This window comes from Paenibacillus sp. 7523-1 (assembly GCF_002276415.1).
In the GTDB taxonomy this organism is placed as follows: Bacteria; Bacillota; Bacilli; order Paenibacillales; family Paenibacillaceae; genus Paenibacillus; species Paenibacillus illinoisensis_A.
This window is the reverse complement of the sequence record NZ_NPBR01000005.1, coordinates 728,511-755,026: the sequence shown is the minus strand read 5'-3', so window position 1 is coordinate 755,026 and position 26,516 is coordinate 728,511. Positions and strand designations below refer to the sequence as shown.

The following is a 26,516-nucleotide window of genomic DNA, read 5'->3' as shown; positions in this document are numbered from 1 at the left end:
CGCAGGTGCATGGAGACTTCTCCGCACTTGCGCCTTTTTACTATTGGTAGCTTGGATAGATCATGCCAATATCCCGGACGGTTTGCAAACCATCCCCAGTGAAGCACTGCATCTCATTTCCTTTAATTTGAATCGGAAGGGACTTCCCCTGATAAGTAAGCTCGCCCTCAATCGTTCGCACGCTCATTCCGATGATACTTTCCAGCCTTCCTTCACGATCGGTGATCACCCGGATACCAGACGGAGCCTGAATATGAATGCTGCCTTTTTGATAGACCATCATCTGATCTGAGGTATTCACCAGTTCAAACGGTTGCCCGTCAACCGTTCGGCTGTAGGCAGTACTCCCGGCAACTTCTTCGCCATGGTCCATGGCTGGGGGAAGAAGTCCGGTAAACCACAGCTGGTCTGAACCGACAGGCATAATGCCGCATAACCTTTCCACAAAATCAAGTAGACACAGGATAGCCGGGGAGTAGGTTTCCGTGAAGCCTTCTTCACCGGTCCATGGACTAAGGGTTTGAGCAAAACGCTTCGCTCTGGATAACGCAGCCAGGATCGGATTCAGCACCCATGTCAATTCCACATAGCGATGGTGATGTTCGAAGGCATGGGGAGCCCGGATGAGGCTTAAGAAATTGGACGGCCCACCCCAGCTGTTATAGGTGGAGGAAGGGTCGAATCTGGGATCATCCATGGCTAGGGACGTAAAGGGATATCGGGCAAAAAACTTGCTTGTATTGAGCAGATATCTTCGTAATATTCGGTCAAACAAGTGTTGGTCACCCACCTCGCAGGCCATGACACGCAGCAAGACATCCGATTGAACTCGAACAAGCTTGTCATTGCGATCACGATCATAAAAGAACTGATCTTCTTCGTCATAACAGTAGCGAAAGAGTCGCTCCAGACTGAATTCAGCTTTTGCTTTCCATTCCTGACCCGATTCGCCAAGCTCCTCTGCCATACGTGACAGGTACATGCGCTGGCAATAGATATTGGCGGTTAAATCCGGTGCCAGGAAAGGTAATATCGGAGAATCCGGATGGTATGCACCGGGATCATTCTGGTATGGTGTATCGGGCACATGCCAGAACCTGGGTGATAGATCATGTCCGGTGTCAAATGTGCTGAAAGCCTCCACACATCCGGTTCCTTGGGTATCCCTGTGCTGCGTAACCCATTCGTCATAACGTGTCATGGCTGTATACATTGTACTCAGGAAACTCCGATCTTTACCGTGAAGTTGATAGTGATTCCATACACTTCGTGCAAGCGGAGTAACCAATTGAATCTGGCGGAAAGAGGGGCCATTCTCTGTCAGTTTGTAAGGCAGTAACCCATCCTCCCGTTGATGAGCTGCAAAGCTTAGATAGGTGGCTCGGGAAACGGAAGGAAGCAGGCGGGAGAGCAGTTCTGCGTTAATCGTGCCCGTGCTCTCCAGCCAGCAGCCGAGATAGATGCCTCCTTCCTGAAGAACAGGATCTCCGCTGCTCATGGGGACGATACAGGCCAGCAGCTTCTCTATTGCTGCATAATAAGCCTGTTCCAGACCTCCGCCCGAAGCGGCAAAACGTACACCCGAATCCTGCCACTCCTTCAAGATTTCCTCATCCTCGGGTTTGCCCGTCTGCACATAGTCTTGAATGGACATCTGGCGCAGCCGGTTCAATAGTGCTTCTGCCATGTTCGCCTCCTAATAGGATGTGGTGGTTATTGTTATTGGTTGGATTCGAATATCCGGAGCGTACCGCTGTAGAAGCTTGAAACGGCCTCCTCCACACTTTTGCGTCCAAATCCGATTTCCTGGGTTGTCGTCTGAGCCAGCTTGGAGAATTCCGCAAATCCAGGAGGGTTATAACTCACGTCAAAAGGCTCCGTTTTAGTGGCTTCAGATACAAAATTGGTATAGTCATAAACGAGTTCTTCAACGGCCCCGGCTTCTTCCTGAAGAAGATTACGATTGGTTTCCGTAACCGGGACGCCGCGGTCATTGCCAAGAATTCGGGCTGCATCCGGATCATTGATCCAGAAGTCCATCAGCATGGCTACTTCTTTGGGGTGTTTGGTATTCGCATAACCGGACAATCCCTGACTGGATTCAAATACAACACCTGTACCCTTGGGTCCGCGCGGAACCGGATGCAGAATGAGCGGATCCTCCGTCAGGCTCTGGAATGCAGCGAGCTGGTTGGAAGGAAGCAAGGTCATGGCCGCTTTGCCTGTAATCAGCAGCGATTTGCTCGTGTCATCATGCGGATTGGATACCTGCAATTCAGGTGTGACTACACCACCGTCGGCCGATGCCTTTTCCCAGTATTGAAACCACTCGAGAATGTCCTCTTGTGCAAAACCCAATGTACCGTTGGTCATGTCATACAGCTGTTTGCCACGCTGCTTCAGGTAGATATCCATACCGTCCACCGTAAAGTTATACGTTCCAAATATGCCATCGCCGAGCTTGTCAGAGAGCTCCTTGCTGATTGCCGCATAATCTTCCCAGGTCCAGTCCGTCTCAGGCAGAGGAATGCCAGCTTTTTCGAACAATGCCTTGTTGATTACAATTCCGCGTGCGTTGGCGCCTGCTGAAATATGCTGAAGCTTCCCGTCAAGACGACCGTATTCCACCATGGTGGGATCCATGCCGTCCAGATTCAGTTCATTTCCGACATATGGATCGAGGTTGAGCAAGACATCCTTTTTGGCATAATCAACCACATTGCCACCCAGGAAGAATACATCGGGTGCCGTCCCTGATGCCAGCTGTGTATTCAATTTGTCAAAATATCCGGAGGAAGGAGCGAATTCACCTACAATTTTGATGTCCGGATGTTTTTCCTGAAAGACTTGAAGAGCTTCGTTTGTAATATCTGCCCGTTTCTGATCACCCCACCACATCATGCGCAATTCGACCTGGCCGTTTGATTCGTTACCTTGATCCGTATTACCGCCAGCACCCGTATGATCCGTACCCGAGCAGGCGGTTGCAAATAGCAGGAGTGAGGCGGCCATTCCCATCATGAGTCGCTTAAACATTGTTCATCCTCCTAACGAATATGGTGATTGCGAAAATAGAACTTACTTCAGACCTGTAGTAGCAATGCCTTCCAGAAAATAGCGCTGAAATACCAGAAAGATGATCGTTACAGGCAGCAGGGATAACGTGGACATGGCAAGCAATGCTCCCCAATCGGATTGTCCTGATGGATCAAACAGGGAACGGATGCCCAGCTGTACGGTGAACAGATCGATCTTGCTTAGGTAAATCATCTGGCTGAAGAAATCATCCCAGCTCCAGATAAAGGTGAAGATTGCCGTTGTGATCAATGCAGGAACAAGGAGAGGCACCACGATTCGGAAAAAAATCTGGGATTGTCCGCACCCGTCAATCGTTGCGCTCTCGTCGAGTTCCCGCGGAATGCCGCGGATAAATTGTACCATTAGCAGAATGAAGAAGGAGTCCTGTGCCAGCCACTTCGGCAAAATAAGCGGGAAATACGTATTGATCCACTGCAGCTCGTTATACAGAATATATTGAGGTACAAGTGTTACATGGTAAGGCAGCATAATCGTGACCAGCATGATGCTGAACCACAGCGTTTTTAACTTGAAGCGGAGTCTGGAAAAAGCATAGGCAGCAAGCGAACAGGAGATCACATTTCCCAGTACGCTCATGACCGAGATGAGTGCCGAATTGCCGAAGAATCGGCCGAAGGAAACGCCCTGTAATCCTTTCCAGCCATTCACGTAATGATCCAGTGTGAAGCTGGTCGGAATCAGACTGCTGTTCGTAAAGATTAGTTGGTTAGGTTTGAACGAACTGAAGATCAGCCATAACACCGGGTACAGCATCAGCAGACCGAGAAGGATGATAACCGTGTGTCTTCCGGTCTGAATCAGTTTTCGTTTGAACGGCATATGCATTACCTCCCCTCCTGATTGTCGCCATAGAATACCCAGAACCTGGATGTAAGAAAGACAATTGCAGTGAATATACCGATAATGACCAGCATGATCCAGGCGAGTGCTGAGGCGTAACCCATATCAAAGAACGAGAAGCCTTTCAGATACAGATACAAGGTGTAGAACATGGTGGCATCGAGTGGTCCTCCGCGACCATCTCCGATGACATATGCCGGTGTGAAGGCCTGAAAGGAATTGATCATGCTCATGATCAGGTTGAAAAAAATGACGGGTGACAGCATGGGCAGCGTAATGCGGAAAAATTGACGCAGCTTGCTCGCACCGTCCACATCCGACGCTTCGTAAAGGTCGGCCGGAATCTGCTTCAGGCCAGCGAGGAAGATCACCATCGCCGAACCGAATTGCCACACGGATAAGGTCACGATGGTATAGATGACATAGTCGGGATGTGCAATCCAGGAAGGTCCCGCTATGCCGAACCAGTTCAGGAATTGATTAACGAGTCCGTTACCGTCGAAAATTTGGCGCCATACGATGGCGATGGCAACACTTCCTCCCAGAAGGGAAGGGATGTAATACACGGTTCGATAAATACCGAGGCCGCGAATGCCTTTGTTTAGTGACATCGCTACCAGCAGCGCAAAGGCCAGGCGGAGCGGGACGGACAAGAATACATAAAAGAAGGTAAGTCCGAGCGATCTGCGAAATGTATCGTCTTCACTAAAAATTTGCACATAGTTGCTGAGCCCCGTCCACGTGGGCGGTGATAACAGATTGAATTTGGTCATGGATAAGTACAGTGATGCAGCCATTGGCCCCAGCGTTAGACAGAACAGGCCGATCAGCCAGGGTAATAGGAACAAGTAGGCTGTTTTATTTTGCTGGCCGTATAAGGGCGTGGACATTTTTTTCATGATTTGCCTCCCTTCAGGCTAAGAGTGGTTGAACATTCACAATTCCAATCACTGAATCCGCTTACATGATAAGCGGTGAACGTCCTGATAACCTCATCTTACCTGGGAGCCAATGCGGCCGGAATCTCATTTCTTCGGATTCTGACTAGTGATTTTTTCGGATTGAAGCACCCGGTATTCGGAAGGACTCATGTGATGCATCTTTTTGAAGCGAGCGCTGAAATAGCTCGGGGAAGAGAAGCCTGTAAGCTCAGTGATATCCCATACACTCAATTGAGTTTCCTTCAGTAAGCGTGTTGCGTGTTTCATCCGGGTTTCCGTCAAATATTGAATAAATGAGATGCCAGCACCTTCCTTGAACATTTCAGAGAAATACGAAGGGTGATAGTTAAATTGCTCTGCGATGGAGGTGAGCGTAATTTCCTGCATGTAGTTTTCTTCGATATAACCTTTCGCTGATTCAATCATGGTTGCTTCTGCGGTCTCAGATGGCTGCTTCCCGTTTACAAAATCCTGTGCCCACTGCATCAGCAGCCGTTCAGCTTGTTCGGGAGTCTCCAGCCACAGTACCCATTCAGGAGAGATCCAGTGAGATGGTGTGCCATGAGCAGGACGCATGTAGTCCATGGCGGCAGTCTCCATTAGCAGTGAAATTTGCAATAGACAGCGGATTAAACGGGAAGAGGATCTGTGAAAGGCATCGTCCAGCTCATTTCGGATCATGCTGCGAAAGGAATCCAGGTCCCCTCGAAGAAGACATCGATGCATGGCGCGGTTGATCTCCTCGGGAATCAGTGGACTGTGATCGGTTACCTCTATTGTCTCAGCTTGTCCAGACTGACGTCCGGCCAGGTTCCATGCCAGCAGGGAGTGCACGTACCCTTCTTTCCAGCGATCGAGTCCAGCTACCGTCAACCCAATTCCAATCTGCACTTCCATGGTCAGATAGGACATGATCTGTATGCGCAGTCTTTCCACGAATTCATGCTGCATTCCGTCCAATAAGATAAAATGCATGATTCCTTGATGGGCTGTGTCCTGAAATACAAGTGCAGTTCCCGTATAAGATTCAGCAATCTCATGACAGACCATTTGGAATGGGAGGTGCATGTCCTCCGGAATCCGGATTTCGGAAGCAGGAGCCTGGCTCGTTTCCCGCAAACCTGCAGTCATGAAGCAGACTTCGGAATGCTGCCATTCTTCCAGATGAAATAATCGGATTCGTTCGGGCAGTGAAGAAGGAGGGAGCTTGTTACCCTTGACGAGATCCATAATAAAGTGTGTTTTCATCTGTTGATAGTATTGGGACAGACGCCATTGGATCCTTTCGGATTCATTCAGAGCCTTGCGTTTCTTATCCAACTCTTCCTTGATTTTGGTCAAGGCTGCTTTCAGTTCTCCGCGGGTTACCGGCTTCAATAAGTAGTCCATGGCATGATTACGAACACCGGCTCTGGCATATTGGAAGTCCTCATATCCCGTGATGATAATGATTTCGATGGATGGATTGTGGCTTCTACAGATGTCGAGCAGCTGCACTCCATCCATGACCGGCATATTCATATCGGTCAGGAGCAGGTCATAGTGTCCCGATTGGAGCAACCGAGCGGCTTCCACTCCGTTGGCGGCCTCACCTGAGATGGCAAAACCCATTCCATTCCAATCTGCTTTCAGTTTCAGGCCTTCACGGACCTCAATCTCATCATCAGCGATCAAAACGTTGTACATGATTTTCCTCCTGTACGGGTAAAACCAGTTCAATACAAGTGCCCTGGGTATCCCCGTTCGTAATATGAATGGCAAAGAGCGAACCATAATGCAGCCGGCACCGGGCAACCACATTGCCAAGTCCGATATGCCAGCTTGAATGGCGAAGCATCGGTTCAAGTTGGGCTGTAACACTCTTAGAATCCTGCAGTCTGGTGATGATGTCCTGAGGCATCCCCGGGCCATTGTCCTTAATCTGGAGCTGCAGGCGTTCCTTGTTCCTGCAGATTCGAATACGCACCTGAGCAGTCGTTTGATGTTGAAAACTGTATTTGACTGCATTCTCGATCAGCGGCTGAAGAATAAACTTGACTATAACGAGGTGTTCCAGCCTGCCCGATTCTTCAATGGAAATATCAAGCTTGGGTCCGAAGCGGGTTTGAAGAATAGAGGTATAGTGGCGGACGTACGTAAGTTCCTCGGCCAGTGACACACGATCATCGTTCGTATGCATGGAGTACCTCATCATTTTCCCGAGATCCTCAATGACCTGCACCGTGTCTTCCGTTCGGCGCTGCATCGCGAGACTGCTGACCAGTTCCAGCGTGTTGAACATAAAATGCGGATTAATCTGCATGAGGAGAGCCTTATATTCCGCCTGCTGTCGAAGCAGCTTCAGCTCAAATTCATTCTGGATATGCTGTCTGAGCCGGATGATCATGTAGCGAAACGTAGATATCACATAACTAATCTCGCTCTTAACATTCTGGTCTGGGGGAAGCAGGGATTCGGCCTGATCAAATGCACCCCGCTGTACCTGTCTCATCGCCAGAACCAGACGGGTTAAGGGCTTGGTTACGCCATAGGACAACCAGGCCGCAGCACACAGGGACACCAGGATGATGGCAATCGTCACCACGAATGTAGTCGTTTGGAGTTTGTGCAGAGAGGAATACATCTCTTTTTCCGGTGCCAGACCTACCAGCATCCAGCCTGTGCGCCCGAGTTTTTTGTACACCATCATGTCTCGCCCGCCCGCTTCATTGGTCAGGTATTCAACGCCTGATTTTGGTGTGCGGTTTCGAATATGTTCGATGTCGGATAGAGTTCCGGCCCCAAGCTCATGCGCTTGTTGGGAGAGGAGGGGCCGACCTTGTTCATTGAGCAGAAAAATGGTGCTGTTGTTGGCCAGGTGAATCCGGCTGAGGGGTTCGAGAAAATAAGACTCGCTTACATTGACCTTCATGACATTCCGTGCTGTAGCATGATGGAAGGTGCCGAGAGGCATCAGCAGGCTGACCACCGGGTTGCCATGGTCCCTGACCCTTTCATGAACGTCGGTATGTGCAGCCAGCCACCGGTCTCCGGATGTGAAGAAGTTCGTATACCATGATTCTTGCAAAAACGAAGGATCGCCCACGACCTGATTTTCGCCGCCAATCCGAAGCCCGTTTCGCCGATAGATGGACACATCGGAAATGCTGGTATAGCTGTTCGTGGCCTGCGTCAGAAAACGGCTCATGGCGAGGTTAGCCAGCATTTTCTCCCCCTCGGACAGGTGTGGGTCACTCATGGCATTATCCCAATTTTTCGACATATCGCTATTGAAGACGAGAGAGGCTACATCATAAATTTGCATTTGTACCATATCGATGTAAGAGCCGTATTCCTCCATTTTCTCGAGAGCAGAGGATTCGATATAGGAACGGATCACAGCCCGGGATTCCGCAAACAACAGGAAGGAGAGCGTACCGAACGAGAGGACGAACAGGACAAGAATTAAGGCAATTAATCGGCTTTTTAATGAAAAGAACATCCATTTCCTCCTTCAACTTGGTGATCATTCAATGTTCGCTTTTGGTTCTTCAGAAGTGATTGCAAATGGAAAAAAGACCGCGTAAATACGCAGCCTTGAATCATGACCGTTGTAGAATTAACTTTCCATCAAATTAAAACTGAACCAGGCTCTTGATGTGGACCGGCAGCCCGGTTGAAATCGCACGGTTGGCTGCAATACCGGTCAGGATCGATCTTGCTCCATCAATATGGTTGGCAGCACGAGCATACGGATCTTCCGCAGGCTCGCCAAACAAATCATTGAGCAGAACAGGATCGCCTCCGCCATGGCCGCCTTTTTGTTCTTCGACATGCACTTCATATGGGGCATCGAACATGGGCAGCACACGCAGCGTTTTACCGATCAGGGCGCCTTCGAGACTTTTGTCCCCGAGTGAATTGACATAAGACTGTTCAACGATGGACATCTCGATCCGTCCTTTGGTGCCGTTAATGGCTATACGGTATCCTTCCCACGGCTGGTAGGCAACAAGGGAATACGTCAAAATGGCTTTGTTCTGATACTGGACAAGCACGCCCATCGTATCCTCAATGTTAATGCCATCTCCGAATACGCTCTGATCACGCTGGTAGCCGTCCTCAGGCTCCGCATCCAGATACATCGCTTTGAGGTGCGCATCCGAATCCAGGTGGAGGGCAAAAGGATCTTCCTTAGCGAGCGGGTTGCCGGTGGCACGGCTGTAAAATTGGGTAACGCCGCGTTCTTCGGCATTCTCACGCCCATAATACATGAGATCGCCGAAGGCAAAGACCGTTTCGGGCTGGGAGCCGATCCAGAAATTGACGAGATCAAAATGATGGGTGGATTTATGGACGAGTAAACCACCGCTGTTACGTTTGTCGCGGTGCCAGCGACGGAAGTAGTCTGCACCGTGCCTGGTATTGAGCAGCCATTCGAAATGAACGGAGGTTACTTTACCGATGGTATCGTTCATGATCAGCTCACGGATCTTGGTATGGTGGGGAGCATATCGGTAGTTGAAGGTAACCCGGATATTCTGCCCGGTCCGTTTGGCAGCATCGAGGATATCCTGGCATTTGTGCTCATCGATGGTCATGGGTTTCTCGGTCACGACGTCACATCCAAGCTCCATCGCCCGAATAATGTATTTGTGATGCGTACGGTCAACGCTGGTTACAATGACGGCATCGGGTTTCTCGTTCTCAATCATCTGGTCAAACTGGTCTGCTGTATAGGTAGGAACCTGATTGTATTGATATCGTTCTTGCAGCAGTTGATTCGCATAATTCATCCGCGTTTGATTAATATCACAAAAAGCTGCAAGCTCGGATTGTTCACGGAAATTTTTCGCTAGTGCTCCATAAAAAAATTCTGCACGGCCACCGGTGCCGACCAGTACATAGCGTTTTTTGCTACCCATATCTATCGCCTCCTTGAATATAGCTCTAGCCTATAACAAGGGAATACTTCTTTCGCCGCATTTTTTGCGTAATCGCTTTCAAACCCCGCTTATTTTGCTATAATCCTTGAAAAGGGGGCTGCTTCATGTCACAGCCGTTTCGAGCGGATTACCACGATTCCACCGGATATTTGGATATTGAATATGATCGCAGGGTGGGGTATTATTCCATGACCGCGGATCATCTCCACGATCATTATGAGCTCTATTATCTCCTGAAGGGGGAACGCATTTATTTTATTAAAGACCGTTCTTACCATGTCAAAGCCGGGGACTTTGTATTTGTTGACCGAAATGCAGTACATAAGACGCTGGAAAGCGGAAGGCCCGATCATGAACGAATTGTACTGTATCTGAAGCAGGAGCTTTTTAAAGAGATGAGTATTGCCCCTGCGTTGATGGAGGGGTTAAAGGAGCCATTTGAATGGGAAGTTCCGATGTTAAGGCTTCCATCACCTGTTAGCGATACGGCAGAACGGATCATTCATGAAATGATTGATGAGATGATTCAGCCTAAGGCTGGAAGCAGTCTGCTGCTGCGCCATCGCTCCATTGAATTGCTGCTTCTCGCATATCGCAATCAGGAGCAGGGGAGAGTATATTCTGTCGAGAGCGAGCCGGTCCTGCATCCGAAGACGCAAGCCGTTGTTCGCTTCCTGAATGATAATTATCGGAACCCTCTTACCCTGCCAGAAGTTGCGGCAGAATTCCGAATCAGTCCGCATTACCTCAGTCGATTGTTTAAACAAACCACGGGTTTTACTTTCATTGATTATTTGAATTTGCTTCGCGTGAAGGAAGCGCAGCGGCTGCTGCGCGAGAGCGAGGATTCCATTACGGAGATCGCCTGGCGAGCAGGCTTCGGCAACTTTTCTCATTTTGGCAAAGTGTTCAAGCGAACCGTACAGATGTCTCCACGAACATACAGGCAGAGGGATGGGAAGGCGCGTCCATCATAATCGATCCAGCGATTGCAGGATCATGCACAGATCGTACAAAAAGACCTGATTAAGCCTGCAGAAGCAGGAACTTGTTCAGGTCTTTTCCGTATTTTTTGACAATATGAAGGGTGCTAATCATCTACCTCATGGGGTTCAAACCGAAATAGGACTCTCATCTGTCTCCGGACGAAGCTGTAATTGCAGCTCTTCATCCCGATTACAGACCATAACCCCATTCACAACATCCAGGCGTGCCGCTTGAATGGAGGAACGACGAGCAGGCTCACTGGCATGATCTACTCCTTCAACGCGATCAGGATGGGTGAAGTAGAAAATATAAGCTGTATCATCCTGGACCACTACATCTGCATGCAAACCGATAACGCCATCGTCTTCACGTGTCCCCGGCTGATCGAGAATCATGCTGTTCCATACCCAATTCTCAAGATCATCCGATTGGTATACAGCCTGTCCTCTCCATTCATCCACAATCATCCAGTAGGTGTTATGAAAGCGGAAAACGTTGGGTCCTTCGTGGGCGCGACCTGTAATGACGGGACCGATCACATCCCAGTAGTAAAGATCCGTGCTGTCTGCGGCATAGGTATGAGATCCATTGGCCTCATCTTTGTACCACATCCGAAAGCGACCATCCGGAAGCGGATAAATACAGGCATCAATGACACGGTCTGAGCTGAGCTCCAGTTTGCCATGATATGTCCAGGTCAGTAGATCCGGGCTCGTGTAATGTAAAATGTGGCGATCATGATTCGGCCAGTCATGGGGCACGCCTTGTATATAACTGACATACATGTGATATGTGTTATCATGCCAGAAGATTTCCGGCGCCCAGAACGTATTATGTCCCCATTCATGTTCCAAACCGGTTAACGTACCACGATAGGTCCACGTCTGTCCTCCATCGGACGATGAGGCAACGCCGAGATCCGTGCCATGAACCCAGGCAAATTTCGGTCCTCCTGCTGTAGCTCTGCGGTTGGTGTAGATTATCCACCAGGTCTGTTCGGCGCGGTTCCATACAACGACCGGATCAGCGGCTCCATCGAAGATAGGGTCACGAAATAAGGGTGCATTCAAGATAACGTCCTCCTTTGAGTAAACAGATTATTTATGTACTTGTTTGTAACTATCGTAATAGAGAACAACAGGAATTACAATATAACGTTTTCAAAAGATTAGAATTAATATATTAATTAATCCTAAACTGGAGATTGCAATGTAGAAGCGTTTTGGATGATCCAATGATCTGATAAACTGTAAGTAGTGGAATTAGAGCATAACGTTACTTCATCAAAGTGACATTCATAGAAACCGAAAGAGTATCGTCCATCATGATCAAAGCGATCATTGCTTAAGCCTAAGATCGAGCGTATATTAATGTTTATCCAAAATAGTAATATATTGATAGGTTTATGTTTTGACATTTGTCTCCTGGGAGGGAAAGCGATGATAGCAGCGAGATTGAGTGAACTGGGAATTATTTTGCCTGAGGCAAGTGCTCCGGCTGCGAAGTATGCCAATGCAGTTATTGTAAATGGATTAATGTATGTATCAGGGAAAGGTCCGAATACGGTGGAGCGTGGCAAATTGGGAGAGGACTTCACGACGGAACAGGGATACGAATTTGCCAGAAATGCCGGGATTGAGGTGCTCGCTGTGGTCCAGGATGTGCTGGGTTCACTGGATCGGGTGAAACGAGTAGTCAAAGTCCAGGGTTTTGTTAACGCGTCGGCTTCTTATCAGGAACACCACAAGGTGTTGAACGGGTTTTCAGATCTAATGATGGATGTATTTGAGGAAAAGGGTGTGCATGCACGTTCGGTTTTTGGAGCTGTTTCTGTCCGGGATAACCTCCCGCTTATTGTGGATTCGATATTCCAGGTAGAGGAGTAGGACACTATGTCTAACACGGAACCAACACATCCAATTATGCTATCCTTTCCCGAGCGCTTCGACACAGCTCGTCTCACGATACGAGCTCCTGAGTGGGGAGATGGCGCTGATGTCAACGAGGCTATTCGGGAGAGTGTTGAACAGCTGCGGCCGTGGCTGCCATTTGCCGAAAAGGTACCTTCGCTTGAGGAATCCGAAGCACATGTCCGCAAAGCCAGGTTACAGTTTATGGAGCGGACAGATCTCGTTCTTCATTTGCGAGATAAGCATACTGATGATTTTGTAGGCAGCAGCGGCCTGCATCGTATTGATTGGAATGCACGCTGCTTTGAGATCGGCTACTGGATCAGATCGTCGCGTGCAGGTGAAGGATTAATGACGGAAGCTGTAAGGGGAATTGAGCAATTTGCAATAACATATCTGAACGCTAACCGTCTGGAGATTCGCTGTGATTCTCGGAATGTACGCAGTTCCAAGGTCGCTGAGCGTGCAGGTTACAACCTGGAAGGTATACTGCGAAGTATGCGCCGGGACAGTTCAGGTACCCTGGTCGATGTCATGGTGTTTAGCAAAATCAGGGGCAAAGAATTCGAATAAACGCTGGAGGCTAAAGTATGAAGCTTATTGGTCAAGGTCGAACTGCGGACATCTACGCATACTCGTCCAATCAAATTTTGAAACTGTACCAAACTGACTTTCCGCTTGAAGCCATCCAGAATGAATTCAGAATTACACAACTGTTAAATGATAAGAAATTACCCGTGCCTCATGCACGGAAAATTATAGTTGAAGGGGAACGTACGGGTATTGTATTTGAACGGATCGAAGGTCAGACGATGTTCTCCATGATGTTCCGTCAGCCTTCAAGCCTTCGAGAACTGGTACATCAACTGGCTGCCAATCATCAGGAGCTTCATACCCAAAGTGATGATGAGAGAGTCCTGCCTTTACAGAAGCAGGTTTTGTCAGGGGCGATTCAGAGAACACAGCAATTGTCTGCACAGGACAAAACCCGGATACTTGATTATCTGACCCGTCTCCCTGAGCGAATACAGATCTGTCACGGTGATTTTCATCCCGATAATGTCATGATGAACGAGATGAAGAACGCCTATGATGTGATCGATTGGATGACAGGCATGTCGGGCGATCCGGCAGGTGATGTGGCACGCAGTTGGGTCATATTAACGAGCGCATCGCTACCGGAGGATTCCGACCCTGCGATACGATTGGGGTTTGAAAGGTCTCGTGATACGATAGTGGACGGATACATCAACCATTACTTGCATCTATCAGGCTTAACCTGGCAGGAGATCGAACGATGGATTCTGCCCGTTGCAGCTGCTCGCCTGGAAGAGAGCTTACCCGGGAATGAAGCAGAAAAGGTGCTGAAACTGGTGAAGGATCGATTGAACCATCTAGACAAAGATGAATTGAACTAAAATAACGAGGTGAATGTCAACATGCTGCACTCATTAGAAGCCATACATTCTTATAGAACAGGCAACATCCCAGAGGATAAGCAGCAATTATGGCTGCAGCTGCTGGCGGCGGCCGAGCAGCCCCATATTAATCTTGAACGTATTCATTCTATTGCTGACCTTGAGGGAACCAATCCCGTTCTAGATTACGTCGAGCGGACCTTGCACGTCCTGGATCAGCTGAACGTTTCCTTTTGGGTGCGAGAGGTCGTGGAGGAAGTACTTGTCTGGTCGGAGACAGCCAAGGCCGGCTCATTGCAGCAAAGGAAGGTGTGGCAGCGCGCAGGGGTGAATTTGTTTGTACACAATAGGGGTTCTGCACAGTTATACAGGGAGTATGTTGTTAATCGCAGGACAGGAAACATCGGTAGTGACGATAAAGCTGTGGCCCAGGTTAATGAGGCGAATTCAGTTCAGAAGAAAGAAGCTACGCCAAGACAGGAAATGATCTATGCCCTCATTGGAACGCATGGACTGATTGGACAATACATACGCGGGGAGATACCTTTTGCCGAGAACGCTCCGCTTCATGATTTTATCACTCATGGCTGGCTGACAGCTGAAGAATTGCACACGGTTCTGATGACGCTCAACCAATGCATTATTGCTGGAGTTGATCCGAATCTATGGCGGCAGGTTGAAGCAGAAGTAGAGCGAATGGTTGGGTGGATTATCAGCGAACCGAATCACGCAGACTGGCCTTTGAAGGAACGTTTATCCCGGCTCCGAAGCTCGTCCATTCGCGAAGGTGAGGCGCTGGATGAGGCGTACGCTAAACTGCAAACAGAGCTTGATGTAGACAACATGCTGGCTCCTCTGTCTCATCGTACATTGTGGTATGTGGAATCCGCTCTGAAGGATTTTTCCTTGCAGGAAATGGTGAAAGTGTTCCTTCTCTCACTGCATCGTGGAGATATGTCTCAAACGGCAGACAATAGAGATGATGTACGTCATATCAGTTTTGAACCGTTAATGAATACGATGTATTACGACTATAAAGGTGTCAAAAAGCTGAACATTTACAAAAAACGAATGATTGAAAAGTACCTTGAGCAATGGTCATGGGAGCAGATTAAAGAGGAACGGTTGGTCGTTTATCCGCATCTGACCCATCGCGTAGTACGTCAACCGGATCTGCCGGATACGGTTTTTGTGACATTTGAGTTCTCCCCGGCGGCTGAGAAGCTAATTGCGTTCTGTATTGAAGCCGAGAAATCACCGCTATATGAGAAGGCCGTATTGCTGCTCTTCGATTTGTTCGGACTGCGGCGTGATGCGTATGACCGATTCCATAATGAAGAAACGTATTTGGCGGACATGAACAGCTCGGGGGATTATAAAAAAGTGCTGCTGGACTACATCGTTGGCAAGCGTGTACTCGATATCGGTCCAGGTGGCGGCGTTCTGCTGGATCTTATTGAGCAGGAGAAGCCGGAAGTGGAGCCGATTGGCATTGATATTTCTGCCAATGTCATCGAAGCGCTGGAGCGCAAGAAGCAGCGAGAAGGTCACCGCTGGCAGGTGATGAAGGGGGACGCCTTGAGGCTGGATCAATACGTGCAGCCAGGCTCGGTGGATACGGTCATCTTTTCGTCTATTCTGCATGAATTGTACTCCTATATAGAGCGGAATGGACGGAGATTTAACACGGATACGGTTGTCGCAGCACTTCAAAGTTCGTTTCATGTTCTGTCGCCGGGTGGAAGAATATTAATCCGTGATGGCATTATGACAGAGCCTCAAGAGCAGAAAAGACGGATTCGGTTTTTGGAGCCGGATGGGATGCAGTGGCTGGAACGATATGCTCAGGACTTTCAGGGCCGGAAGATTACGTTTGAACAAGTTGCTGAGAATGAGGTCGTTCTTAACATTAATGATGCCATGGAATTCCTGTATACGTATACGTGGGGCGAAGAAGCATATGTTCACGAGATTCAGGAACAGTTCGGCATCTTTACGCCATCGGCTTACGAAAACTGTATTCGTGAGGCGCTTGGTGAGCAGGCAGAGATGATTAAGCTGGAGCATTTTCTTCAGGAAGGATATACCGAGGCACTTGAGGGACGCATTGTATTTATGAAGGAAGACGGACAGCCTGCACCCTTGCCAGACAGTACTTGTCTCCTTGTGATTGAGAAGAAGAAGGGACTGGCTGACGGATGAGTGAAGAGTCCAGAACCATCTTGTATTTTGTGCGGCATGCAGAATCCGCCTATGTGGAAGGACAGGAACGAGAGCGAGGACTCACAGAGCGTGGTTGCCGAGATGCAGCGAATGTTGCAGAAGTTCTCAGTCAGGAGAAGATTCAATGGTATTATTCCAGTCCATACCGTCGAGCGGTTGATACCATTCAGGAACTGGCTGATAGGTCGAGCGTTCCTGTGGTGATGGAGGAAGATTTGCGCGAACGCCAATTATCCGATGAACGTGTTAAGCATGCCAATTTTCTTGAATCCAAATTAAGATTGTACCTTGATCCTTCTTTTGCATACCCTGGCGGAGAATCAGGTGAACAGGCAGTTTCTCGGGCCGTAGCCGTAATTAATCGGATCCTTAACAACCACACGGGACAAAAAGTAGCGATAGGGACACATGGAGATGTGATGACACTGATCTTCCAACATTACGATTCGTCCTACGGATATGAGTTCTGGAAAAGTACGACGATGCCGGATATCTATAAGCTGGAGTTTAACATGGAGCATCAATTGGTACAGGTCACCCGACTGTGGCAAGGGGGAGAGAATATATGAAAATTACATTTAACCCTGATCATTATGTAATCGAAGATCTGCATGTCCCTAAGCTGCATGAGCATCTGTACTGCATCTTTGATCTGGAGGGAACAGGCATTCTTCCGGATCGGGAGAGCATAACCCAATTCGGCGCAATGAAATACAAATGTGGAGAGGTTGGCCATTCAACAGTATGAGGAGAGAAGGCTGGATTATTATTATTTTAGAGCAATCCCACCCGCAGCATACGAAGATTCATACTACCTGAAATGTACAGCATCATAGAAGATGGAGGGATTACCGAATGAATAGAAGAGAGGCAGAGAAGCTCCTTAACGAACTTAATGAAGGCAGGCTGATTACAAACGAGCTGTTTCAAGGGCTGGATATCGACAGCTATCTGGACAAGCGTGATGATTCGGATTTTGCAGATGAATGGATGTCGGCATATCAGAGGTGGGTACAAGATGCTGATTCTATCGCTGAGGATGAACTGCTTCGTGCATCGAGGGAACAGGCATTCAAACAGACGCTGCAGCATACAGGGAATCCCGAATTGGCTGGTTATGTGAGTGATGATATTGGACTTATTGGCGCCCGACTGCTGCAGGGTGAGCATGAACATTCTTTCGTAGGTCAATTGCTTGAGAGTTACCATAACGGAAAACTGCCTCTGCTCTAGCAGGGGCAAGGGTGTTCTGTATCTTTCGTTTGTATAAAAAAATGGATTCAAATGTGTATTGTGAGTGCGGCAAGGCATAAGGTACAATTCACCTTAGACATTAATTGAGAATGATAATCATTGTAGATAGGCATTCTCTTTAATACAGCTGATTACATAGGGGTGGAGAGTAGCATGGCAAGTTTGAGTAAAGGGATTAAAGGTTGGGGAATTACAGTTCTGGTCATGGCAGTATTCATCGCGGGCTGCAGCTCGAATTCGGGAGCAACGGAGGAACAGGCACAATCGCCAGTAACGGAGAACACAACTGCTGGCAGCAGCAATTCATCCGAGTCGAGCCAAGAAGCAGAAACACGTGTGGTGCAGGATGAATTCGGAGATGTAACGATTCCGGTTCGTCCACAGCGTATTGCGGGGATATACGTGGAGGATTATCTCAAGGCTCTGGATATCACGCCAGTAGTGCAGTGGTATAATCCGATGTGGGGCGTACAGGAATATCTGGATCTGGATGTGCCTCAATTTGATATCACAGGCAGCATTGAAGCTTTACTGCAATATAATCCGGATCTCATCATAGTGGATGGCGGTGCGGACATGGAGCAATATGAAATGTATTCAAAGGTGGCACCGACGTACCGCCTGCCAGAAGGCATTTTACAGGATTCCAATCAGATCTTGACGACCATTGCCGAGGTTGTAGGTAAACCAGACAAGGGAAAAGAAGTTGTTGCGGCATATGAGGCCAAAATTGCAGACGCTAAGGCGAAGCTTCAGGAAGCGGTCGGTGATGAGACTGTAGCGGTCGTCCGGCTGAATATCAGCAATAATACACTGGCATTGTTCGGAGTTAAAAATCGATTAACCGGATTTATTTATTCGGAGCTTGGTCTAACGCCTCATCCACTGGTTGGCAGCATGGAAGAATATCAGGAAGTCCTTTCTGAAGAGGCTATTCCGGAGCTTGATGCGGATCACATTATTGTATTCCCATCCAATGGAGAATGGTCATCCCCCGAGAACAAGGAAGCTTTGAAGCTGCTGGATAGCAAGTTGTGGAAATCCCTTCCGGCAGTTAAAAACAACCAGGTATACATGATGGAGAGGTCGTATTGGCAATCAGGTGCGATTACAGCAAACTCAATGAAAATCGATGATCTTCTGGAAAAAATGACGCCATAGCCAACATCGATAGAATAATTTAAAAAAGAAAGCTCCTCAACCAGGGTTGAAGAGCTTTCTTTTTTGGTTTAGACTATTCCTAATGATAACTATTCTCAATTAAGGAAGATGACGAATGTCTCATACCATAGAACAGATACTTCCCATGCCCTGGCTGTGTTCACTTCAGCATATTCAATACGTTCAAAACTCTGCCTTGGAACCTTACAATGGTTTAGAATGCACATCGTCGAAGGGCTATTCGATTGTTGTAGTAACCCAAGGACAGGAAGAATTGATGGCGCAAGATGTCATCTTCAAGTTAAAAAAAGGGACGATTTTGTTTTTCCCTTCTGATATACCCGTCTTACCGCTGCAAACTGGAGTTGGTTCAGAATCCAAGCTGCATTATTATAAGCTTGATCTGACCGCTGGTGAGACAAGTAGGATTGGATCCACCACTCAACTCGAAGAGACAAGTCCTGCTTTTCAACAGTCGCAAGTCATCTCGGAATCATCATCGCCTATTGAGTTGTCTTACACCCCTTGGAGCTCCTGTCTGGATATATTGGATCAACTGTTACAGCAGCGGGCGACAGAGGATTGGCTGAAACAATGGGACTTGCAGCTTCGTTTCCAGGAATGGTTCCGGATGCTGATTCTGCAAAATGATTCGAGCAATGCTTCCATGGATCATCGAACTCGCTTACAACAATCCATTCGCTATATCCGTGATCATTATAACCAGCCCATGACGGTGGATGATCTTGCTGCGGGTATCCGGCTTACCAGGTCAAGCTATACGCGACAATTCAAGGAGATGACCGGCAAGCTTCCTCTGGATTATGTGAATTCGATTCGCTTGGAACGTTCCAAACAACTATTACAGCAGACAGATGATCGGCTGCACGATATTGCCCAAAGTGTCGGATTCAGTAACGAGTATTATTTTAGTCGTCGGTTTAAGCAATATGCAGGCATCTCACCGGGCGTATATAGACGTCATTATCGTCAGGACGTGCGAGTATTTGCACCGTACCTCGAAGATTTTGTATTAGCGCTAGGCGTGGAGCCCGTGCTTCAATACGCTCACCACTTGTGGGGCAAACAGCACTACTTGGGGATGGATGATGTTCCTGAATTCGATGTAACCCATCAGGATGCCATGTTCCAAGAGAACCATAAGCCGGACTTTATTATGCTGAGTGATGGCTATGAGCGGTGGAATCTGGCCCGTTTCGAACAGGTGGCACCTACGTTTTATGTGAATCATAAGGGAGAGGACTGGCGCTCCATATTAAGATCAACAGCAGATGTATTGGGAAAAGGAGATCGGGTTAGGGACGTCGTAGGTTCATATGAAGAAAAAGCTCGTGAGGCCAACGCTCAATTAACACGATCTGCGCAAGGAAAGACGGTAGCTTTCTTGCGGATCACTGCCTCAGAAATTGTGTTGTACGGTGTACAGCAGGGTTATGTGGGACCTGTGATGTATCAGGATTTGGGGTTAACGCCACATCCTCTGGTGCAGCAATGGGCACTGAAAGAACGTAGAGTCAGCATAAGCGTTGATCAAGTGAAGCTATTGCAGGCGGATCATTTATTCATTACATTTGACTGTCTGGATTCGCCAACGATCGGAGATGAGCGGAAGCTGCTGGACAGCAGGGAATGGCGGCAGCTTTCAGCAGTAAGAAACGGATGTGTATACGAAGTGGACTTTCTAACGTGGATGAATTACGGGGTTATCTCCCATGGGAAGAAAATTGATGATATCCTGCGTGTGTTGGCTTAGACAACCTTTGGAAGGAGAGCAGCCATGGAACGTAATATTACTCAGATTATGGATAAGTCAGTGATCGCTGAATTTATTGCGGAGCTGAACCAGCATCATGAGCATCATATTGGGTACTGCGGCAAGGATGCGCTTGAAATTGAGCAAGCAATGATGGATGCTTTCGGTGATCAACCGGACCTGTGGATTAGTACCCTGAGTGAGGATGGGCAGCTGACAGGAGTGCTTGGGATGGATACAGATACGGATACAGGGACTGTAGAGTTGTGGGGTCCATTTATTCAGTGCGCTCCTGAGCAGTGGCAAGAACTTGCAGTCCGTTTGTGGGAGCAGGGAATAAACAAGTTAACTGAAAACCGGATACATATCCGAAAAATTTACGGGTTTTATAATGAACATCATGCGAATGCCATCACATTCATGAAGGATAAGGGAGCTAAGCTCGGGAGCAGGCAGGTTATTTTGCATAATCGCTCATTGAATGAAGTAAGCCTGGACCAGGGTGAAAATAACAGGATTCATACCATTACTCCAGATCAGTATCCATTTTTTATCCAGTTACATGATTCCACCTTTACCGGAACGTATTACGATGGTGAAACAGTCATTCAGCGCTCAGGCAAGGAGCATCATTATTTATACGTTCTCTCTGGCTCGGAAGGAGAGATTCGCGGATATGTCTACGCCGAGGCTGATCCTGAATTTGGTGAGGGCAGTATTGAATATATTGCCGTGAATCCGGATTATTTCAGGCAGGGACTGGGTTCGCTTTTACTGAAGAAGGTGCTATATGAGCTCAATCAGGAGAGCCAAGTGAGTGAAATCCGCTTATGTGTAGATGAAACGAATTCTGGTGCACTATCGTTATACCGTAAGGCCGGCTTCGAAACGGAGCATGTGCTGGAGCTGTATCAATTAGATCATATGTATGAATAACAGTTATAAAGGCGGCTGACTCTTTGTCAGACGCCTTTTTGTTTATATACGAAGAGGAAAATCAAGCGCCCGCCCAAGTGGGGAGCACGGAGCCAGATTCCAGGAATCTAGGCTCTTTCCATCACAGCGAAGTAGTTGTTTTCATCATCAGCAAAGTTGAAGACTCTTCCGCCCGGAATCGTAACCAGTTCACCTAACGTAACCTGCTTGCTGGCCAAGTCCGCATAGAGCCCATCGAGATCTTTGGTGAAAAACATGAGCGAAGGTGTGCCCAGATTCAACTCGGGGGACATTTTGGCTACGAATTCCTTGTCGTGAAGGATAATGGTTGTCTCGGCACCTTCTTCAGGAGCAATTTCAATCCAGCGCATACCCTCGCCGTTGACTTCGGAGACCACGTGAAAGCCTGCTTTTTCTGTCCAAAATTGAAGGGCCTTGTCCTGATCGTTGACATACAACATGATTTGACCAACTTTGCTAAACAATGATACTCACTCCCCAGTTATCGTATTGTTCCAACCTTGAAATGATAGGATTCGCCATTCTTAGGTTCATTCGTTTGAGTCAGTTTTATAATACCATAAAACTCTTTTGATCAACGTTTACATTCCGAGTACAAAATGCGTACACAGATGTCCTTGACTTCGCGTTTGCATCATACCATTAACTAGAGGGTGATTCGCAACAATTGAATACCTCTAAGCATAGCCATGGAATGGCGGATGGGAGCGCTGTAATGACGATACGGGTAGTTCTGTTGGAAGAAGGCACGGCAGAGATGAAAGGACTATTGGGCAGTAAAGGAGCCGCGCTTGCGGAGTTATGCCAGGCGGGGTGGCCTGTTCCGGCAGGATTCACCATTACAACGGAATACTGTCACGAGTTCCCTAGCTGCTCAGAAACAACTTTTGCCGAAGGTTCCGAAGATCTGGCCAGGGCAGTCCGTCAGCTGGAACGACATACGGGCACTGCCTTTGGTGATCCGGAGGCCCCGCTTTTGCTTGCTGTGCAATCCAGTGACGTGCTTCCCCGGAATGCGAACTCCTTGGTGCTGCTAAGCGTAGGACTTAATGACATTACAGTAGAAGGCCTTGCCCGGCGAATGAACAACCGCCCGTATGCACTCAACTGCTATCGGGTGCTGCTGCAGAATTATGGCTGGTTGGTTCATGGCATCCCGCTTGAGGTTTTCGATGAACGATTGGGCGATATTACGAGTTTGGATGAAACGAGACTAGAGTACGCTATAGCACAATATAAAGACGTCATTGAGGAACAGGGACATCCTGCTTTCCCTCAGGATGTGCAGCTTCAACTGCACAGGATCATCCAGGCATTCTCCCTTTCTGATCCAGGATTGCATAAGCGAGCCTTGAGCTCCAATTCGATCGCCTATGGTATGCCCGTTTTAATTCAGGTGATGGTGAATGGAGAGTGTGGAGAACGCTGCGGAAGCGGTACAATCTACTCACGTCATCCATTGACTGGGGCTCAAGGGATCTATGGCGAATACATGTCGTTTGCAGGCTCAGGGTATGACCTGGAGGAACTGGAACAGATCAGGCATGTGGAACCAGAGCTGATTGGCCAGCTGTTGCAAGCGAGCCGTGAGCTGGAGAGAGTGAACGCCGCAGTTCAGGAGATTAAATTTGTCATTGAGTCAGGGAAGCTTTACCTTTTACAAGCACGGGATGCACGTTTAACTCCTGAAGCTGTGATCAGGACCATAGTGGATTTTGCAAATGAAGGTCTGATAACTAGAGAAGAGGCACTGCTGCGTGTCGAGTCTTCTAACGTAATTCCCACATCTGAACTTCAGCAATTGCTTGAATGGGCCGATGATGTGAAAAATATAACGGTACTCGCAAATGCAAGTCATCCTCGTGATGCTGCCATGGCCCGTACGCTTGGAGCTGACGGAATTGGCATCTGCCGAACCGATCATATGTTACTGTCTTCGTCGCGGATGCCTTATGTACAAAAGATGGTGCTGGCAGAAACCGACGCTGAGCGCAAACGCGGTCTTGAACGGCTGCTGCCCATGCTGCAGTCTGATGTGGAGCAGATTTTTGAGGAAATGAACGGATTTCCGGTAACGATAAGACTATTCGATCCTCCATTATATAAACTTCTACCGGATGTGGAACAGTTGGTGGAACGTCATAAAGAATTACAGGCAGGGCATGCAGGAGGACATGATGTGAATCAAGAGGACCTGAGTCGCATGATCCAGCTTGTAGAGCGGCTGCACGAGCAGCATCCAGTCAGCAGGCAGTATGGATGTCATCTTGGAACCGTTTTCCCGGAAATTTATGAAATGCAGGCAGAGGCTGTCTTTCGTGCAGCGCTCAAATGTATTCGCCAGGGATTGTGGGTTCGCCCCGAGATTCTTGTAACGTCAAGAGGACCTGGTAGCGAACTGCAAGTAATCAGGGAACTGATTGATCAAGTGGCTGAACAGATCCTGGGGGAGGAGAGACGTCACTGCCATTACAGGGTAGGCTCGCTGATTGAAGGGGCTCAAATGGCACTAACCGTGGCACATACAGCCAGGCAGGCTGATTTCCTGTCATTTGGAGCAGAGATTCTGCATCTGGATGGGGGAGAACAACTACTGGAACGCGCTGTCGTTCAGGCTCGGCTCCGTAAACCTCATTTGAGAGTAGGTCTCTGCGCGGAGGAACATGTTGACCTGAGTACCTTCACCTACAGCCAGCGTATGGGAATGGATTACGTAAGTTGTCCACCTGAACAGGTGGCTTTCGCCAGAATTGCTGCTGCGCAGGCCGTCCTCATTGCACGGATGCAGAACAGTAACGTACAGGATGATGATATCTCGACGACAGCTTAACCTAGGGAGATTGGCACGAGTCAATGAACGTCTTCCTATAGGTGAATTATAAATTAGTTTAGGCGTTCTTGTCCTAATCTCAACGGGGACCAGATGCTGCAAGATGCTAGTTACAGGAATTTGGGTCCGTTCATGGAATACAAATAGCAAAACTGTTATACTGAAATATGCGTTTTGTAAAACGAACGTAAAATTTCAGATAAGGGTTGAAAGCGACCATGTTAAATTCCAAAAATGAACGGACCTCCTCACGGATCCTATTTGCCGTCTTGTTTATCCTTATGCTGCTGAAGCTGTCGCTTTTGCGGTATTTCTTTTTCCAAGGACTGTCCGGGATCGGTCTGGTGACGGATGCTTTAGGAGCTCTGACTGTTGTGTGCATCCTGGATCTCATTGTGCCGAAGCGCTGGAAGCGGATTGTGTATGGCGGGTTTAACCTGCTCTTTTCTCTCGTCCTGTTTGCGGCAACGCTGTATAATGTGCATTTTAGCTCCGTACCCACCTATACGGCGCTCAGTGAGATCGGGCAGGTTGCACAGGTGCGGGGGAGTATTGGACCACTGATACGGCCTTCCCATTTTTTGTTCTTTGTTGACATCGTGCTTGCATTGCCGGTTTGGCTCATTATGCGTCGTCGGCGGTCGGGTGTCAGAAACGGAAGTTACCGGGACAGCGGGCTGCATTTCGGAAAAATGCGCAGAAGATACTGGGGCAAGCTGGGGGTAGCTCTTACGGCTGCATTCTGTATCGTGTTGTCAGGCAGTTTTATTGTCAAAGGCGAAACGATTGATAACGAATTGGTGCGGGCTGAGAATCTTGGATTTCTGAATTATCAGGTGTCCTCGGCCATATTGACCAGCAAAGAAAACGAAGCTATAGCGAATGGCAATATTAATGAAACAATCGACAAGATTAATCAACTGGTGAGCCAATATCCATATCAGGACAAAACGAACCAGGGAGCGGCAATCAAAGCCAAATATTTTGGTGAGGCCAAAGGCAGCAATTTGATCGTACTGCAATTGGAATCCTTTCAGAATTTCCCGATCAATGCTTCCCTGGATGGTCAGGTATTGACACCGGTACTGAACGATTTAGCCAAAGAAAGCTATTATTTCTCTCATTTTTTCCAACAGATCGGTCAGGGTAATACTTCGGATGCCGAGTTTATGTCCAATACGTCCATCTATCCAACCGGGGTTGTTCCGATGTCAGCCGGATATAGCGACCGCGAGCTGCCAAGTCTACCGAAGCTGCTTCGCAACGAAGGCTACCAGTCGGAGACTTTTCACGTGAATGACGTAACGTTCTGGAATCGGAACAAGATGTACCCGGCCCTCGGTTTTGATCGATATTTCGATAAGCCGAGTTTCGAGAATGACCGCTTTAACGATTTTGGTCCTTCGGATGAGGAGTTATATCGTGTAGGTGTGGAAAAAATGGCTGCGCATCAAGCGGCAAATCAGCCGTTCTATGCCCAGTTCATTACCGCATCGAGCCACTCGCCGTTCACGGTTCCAGCGGATCGGGCTCGCATCACCATTCCTGCAACGATTACGAACACATTGCTTCACGATTATTTGCAGGCCATTAATTACACCGATTATGCCGTCGGTCAGCTCATTGATGAGTTGAAAGCGAACGGGTTATGGGAGAATACAACACTCGTTATCTATGGGGATCACTTCGGCTTGCCCGCAAATGACGAGATTACCGAACAGATTCAAGCGAGCCTGAATGTTCCATATGATGGTAAGGTGAGCCGTTTTAATATCCCACTTTTGATTCACACGCCTAACCAGGTTAAGGGTCAATTGATTGAACAGCCTGGTGGTCAGCTCGATATTCTGCCTACAGTCATGAATCTAATGGGTGTTTCGTTAAAAGAAGAACAGTTCACTGCATTTGGGCATGACCTGCTGAATATGGACCACAATGCATTCGGTATTCGGTATTACTTGCCGACAGGCTCGTTTGTCAACAATGACATTATGTTTATACCAGGTGCAGGTTTTGATGACGGAACAGCATATTCGCTTAAAACATATGAACCGGTTACCGATCTGGAGCCATATCGTTCCGATTACGAGCATGTGCTCAGCCTCATGAGGCTATCTGACGAGTATGTGAAGCTGCTGCCCAAACGAGCACCATAATCTGAAGAAAAAGCTTTGATTCAAATAGGATGTGCCACCAG

The 26,516-nt window shown here is 48.1% G+C and carries 22 protein-coding genes; 13 read left to right on the top strand and 9 right to left on the bottom strand.

Going from position 1 to position 26,516, the window contains the following annotated elements:
- Positions 1-40 precede the first annotated feature (40 nt).
- The 7 genes from CHH60_RS06690 to CHH60_RS06660 form a co-directional block, all read right to left on the bottom strand.
- On the bottom strand, positions 41-1,687 hold the full coding sequence (locus CHH60_RS06690; RefSeq protein WP_095358483.1) for an MGH1-like glycoside hydrolase domain-containing protein: 1,647 nt from the start codon (positions 1,685-1,687) through the stop codon (positions 41-43).
- A gap of 32 nt (positions 1,688-1,719) precedes the next feature.
- A complete protein-coding gene (locus CHH60_RS06685) occupies positions 1,720-3,036 on the bottom strand; it encodes an ABC transporter substrate-binding protein (protein ID WP_095358482.1) in 1,317 nt (438 codons plus the stop codon).
- Positions 3,037-3,078: 42 nt separating this feature from the next.
- On the bottom strand, positions 3,079-3,918 hold the full coding sequence (locus CHH60_RS06680; RefSeq protein ID WP_095287782.1) for a carbohydrate ABC transporter permease: 840 nt from the start codon (positions 3,916-3,918) through the stop codon (positions 3,079-3,081).
- Positions 3,919-3,923: 5 nt separating this feature from the next.
- Positions 3,924-4,838, bottom strand: a complete 915-nt coding sequence (locus CHH60_RS06675) for a carbohydrate ABC transporter permease (RefSeq protein WP_095358481.1) — start codon at positions 4,836-4,838, stop codon at positions 3,924-3,926.
- Between the two features lie 126 nt (positions 4,839-4,964).
- The gene (locus tag CHH60_RS06670; protein WP_095358480.1) at positions 4,965-6,566 is read right to left on the bottom strand and encodes a response regulator; all 1,602 of its coding nucleotides are present in this window, start codon (positions 6,564-6,566) and stop codon (positions 4,965-4,967) included.
- Positions 6,544-8,361, bottom strand: coding sequence for a cache domain-containing sensor histidine kinase (locus CHH60_RS06665; RefSeq protein ID WP_095358479.1), 1,818 nt, complete (start codon positions 8,359-8,361; stop codon positions 6,544-6,546). Before CHH60_RS06665 ends, CHH60_RS06670 begins: the two co-directional genes overlap by 23 nt.
- A 133-nt stretch (positions 8,362-8,494) precedes the next feature.
- Positions 8,495-9,784, bottom strand: a complete 1,290-nt coding sequence (locus CHH60_RS06660; protein ID WP_095358478.1) for a Gfo/Idh/MocA family oxidoreductase — start codon at positions 9,782-9,784, stop codon at positions 8,495-8,497.
- A 125-nt stretch (positions 9,785-9,909) separates the two neighbouring features.
- Between CHH60_RS06660 and CHH60_RS06655 the strand changes: the two genes are divergently transcribed.
- Complete coding sequence (locus CHH60_RS06655) at positions 9,910-10,782, top strand: AraC family transcriptional regulator (protein WP_095358477.1); 873 nt, start codon at positions 9,910-9,912, stop codon at positions 10,780-10,782.
- A gap of 135 nt (positions 10,783-10,917) precedes the next feature.
- Here the strand turns inward: CHH60_RS06655 and CHH60_RS06650 are convergent, their stop codons facing one another.
- Positions 10,918-11,862, bottom strand: coding sequence for a glycosyl hydrolase (locus CHH60_RS06650; RefSeq protein WP_095358476.1), 945 nt, complete (start codon positions 11,860-11,862; stop codon positions 10,918-10,920).
- A gap of 369 nt (positions 11,863-12,231) precedes the next feature.
- Between CHH60_RS06650 and CHH60_RS06645 the strand changes: the two genes are divergently transcribed.
- The 10 genes from CHH60_RS06645 (at position 12,232) to CHH60_RS06600 (ending at position 21,468) form a co-directional block, all read left to right on the top strand.
- Entirely contained in the window at positions 12,232-12,678 is a 447-nt protein-coding gene (locus CHH60_RS06645; protein WP_095358475.1) for a RidA family protein, read from the top strand.
- A gap of 6 nt (positions 12,679-12,684) precedes the next feature.
- Entirely contained in the window at positions 12,685-13,275 is a 591-nt protein-coding gene (locus tag CHH60_RS06640) for a GNAT family N-acetyltransferase (protein WP_095358474.1), read from the top strand.
- Positions 13,276-13,292: 17 nt separating this feature from the next.
- Complete coding sequence (locus CHH60_RS06635; RefSeq protein ID WP_095358473.1) at positions 13,293-14,120, top strand: aminoglycoside phosphotransferase family protein; 828 nt, start codon at positions 13,293-13,295, stop codon at positions 14,118-14,120.
- Positions 14,121-14,141: 21 nt separating this feature from the next.
- A complete protein-coding gene (locus CHH60_RS06630; RefSeq protein WP_095358472.1) occupies positions 14,142-16,322 on the top strand; it encodes a class I SAM-dependent methyltransferase in 2,181 nt (726 codons plus the stop codon).
- Positions 16,319-16,912: a histidine phosphatase family protein gene (locus CHH60_RS06625; protein ID WP_095358471.1), complete on the top strand. Its 594-nt coding sequence runs from the start codon at positions 16,319-16,321 to the stop codon at positions 16,910-16,912. The genes CHH60_RS06630 and CHH60_RS06625 overlap by 4 nt, the downstream gene beginning before the upstream one ends.
- On the top strand, positions 16,909-17,091 hold the full coding sequence (locus CHH60_RS06620; protein WP_095358470.1) for a hypothetical protein: 183 nt from the start codon (positions 16,909-16,911) through the stop codon (positions 17,089-17,091). Before CHH60_RS06625 ends, CHH60_RS06620 begins: the two co-directional genes overlap by 4 nt.
- A gap of 107 nt (positions 17,092-17,198) precedes the next feature.
- Complete coding sequence (locus tag CHH60_RS06615; RefSeq protein WP_095358469.1) at positions 17,199-17,576, top strand: hypothetical protein; 378 nt, start codon at positions 17,199-17,201, stop codon at positions 17,574-17,576.
- Positions 17,577-17,750: 174 nt separating this feature from the next.
- Positions 17,751-18,758, top strand: coding sequence for an ABC transporter substrate-binding protein (locus CHH60_RS06610; protein WP_095358468.1), 1,008 nt, complete (start codon positions 17,751-17,753; stop codon positions 18,756-18,758).
- A 115-nt stretch (positions 18,759-18,873) separates the two neighbouring features.
- Positions 18,874-20,532 (top strand): helix-turn-helix domain-containing protein, encoded by a 1,659-nt coding sequence (locus CHH60_RS06605; RefSeq protein ID WP_255247847.1) that lies wholly within the window; start codon positions 18,874-18,876, stop codon positions 20,530-20,532.
- Between the two features lie 24 nt (positions 20,533-20,556).
- On the top strand, positions 20,557-21,468 hold the full coding sequence (locus CHH60_RS06600) for a GNAT family N-acetyltransferase (protein ID WP_095358467.1): 912 nt from the start codon (positions 20,557-20,559) through the stop codon (positions 21,466-21,468).
- 107 nt (positions 21,469-21,575) lie between these two features.
- On the opposite strand, the gene CHH60_RS06595 is transcribed toward CHH60_RS06600, so the two are convergent.
- Positions 21,576-21,953 carry a VOC family protein gene (locus tag CHH60_RS06595; RefSeq protein ID WP_095358466.1) on the bottom strand — a complete coding sequence of 126 codons (378 nt, stop codon included), beginning with the start codon at positions 21,951-21,953 and terminating at the stop codon, positions 21,576-21,578.
- A gap of 251 nt (positions 21,954-22,204) precedes the next feature.
- On the opposite strand from CHH60_RS06595, the gene CHH60_RS06590 reads away from it, so the two are divergent.
- Positions 22,205-24,319 carry a putative PEP-binding protein gene (locus CHH60_RS06590; protein WP_176475998.1) on the top strand — a complete coding sequence of 705 codons (2,115 nt, stop codon included), beginning with the start codon at positions 22,205-22,207 and terminating at the stop codon, positions 24,317-24,319.
- 218 nt (positions 24,320-24,537) lie between these two features.
- The gene (locus CHH60_RS06585) at positions 24,538-26,475 is read left to right on the top strand and encodes an LTA synthase family protein (protein WP_095358464.1); all 1,938 of its coding nucleotides are present in this window, start codon (positions 24,538-24,540) and stop codon (positions 26,473-26,475) included.
- Positions 26,476-26,516 lie beyond the last annotated feature (41 nt).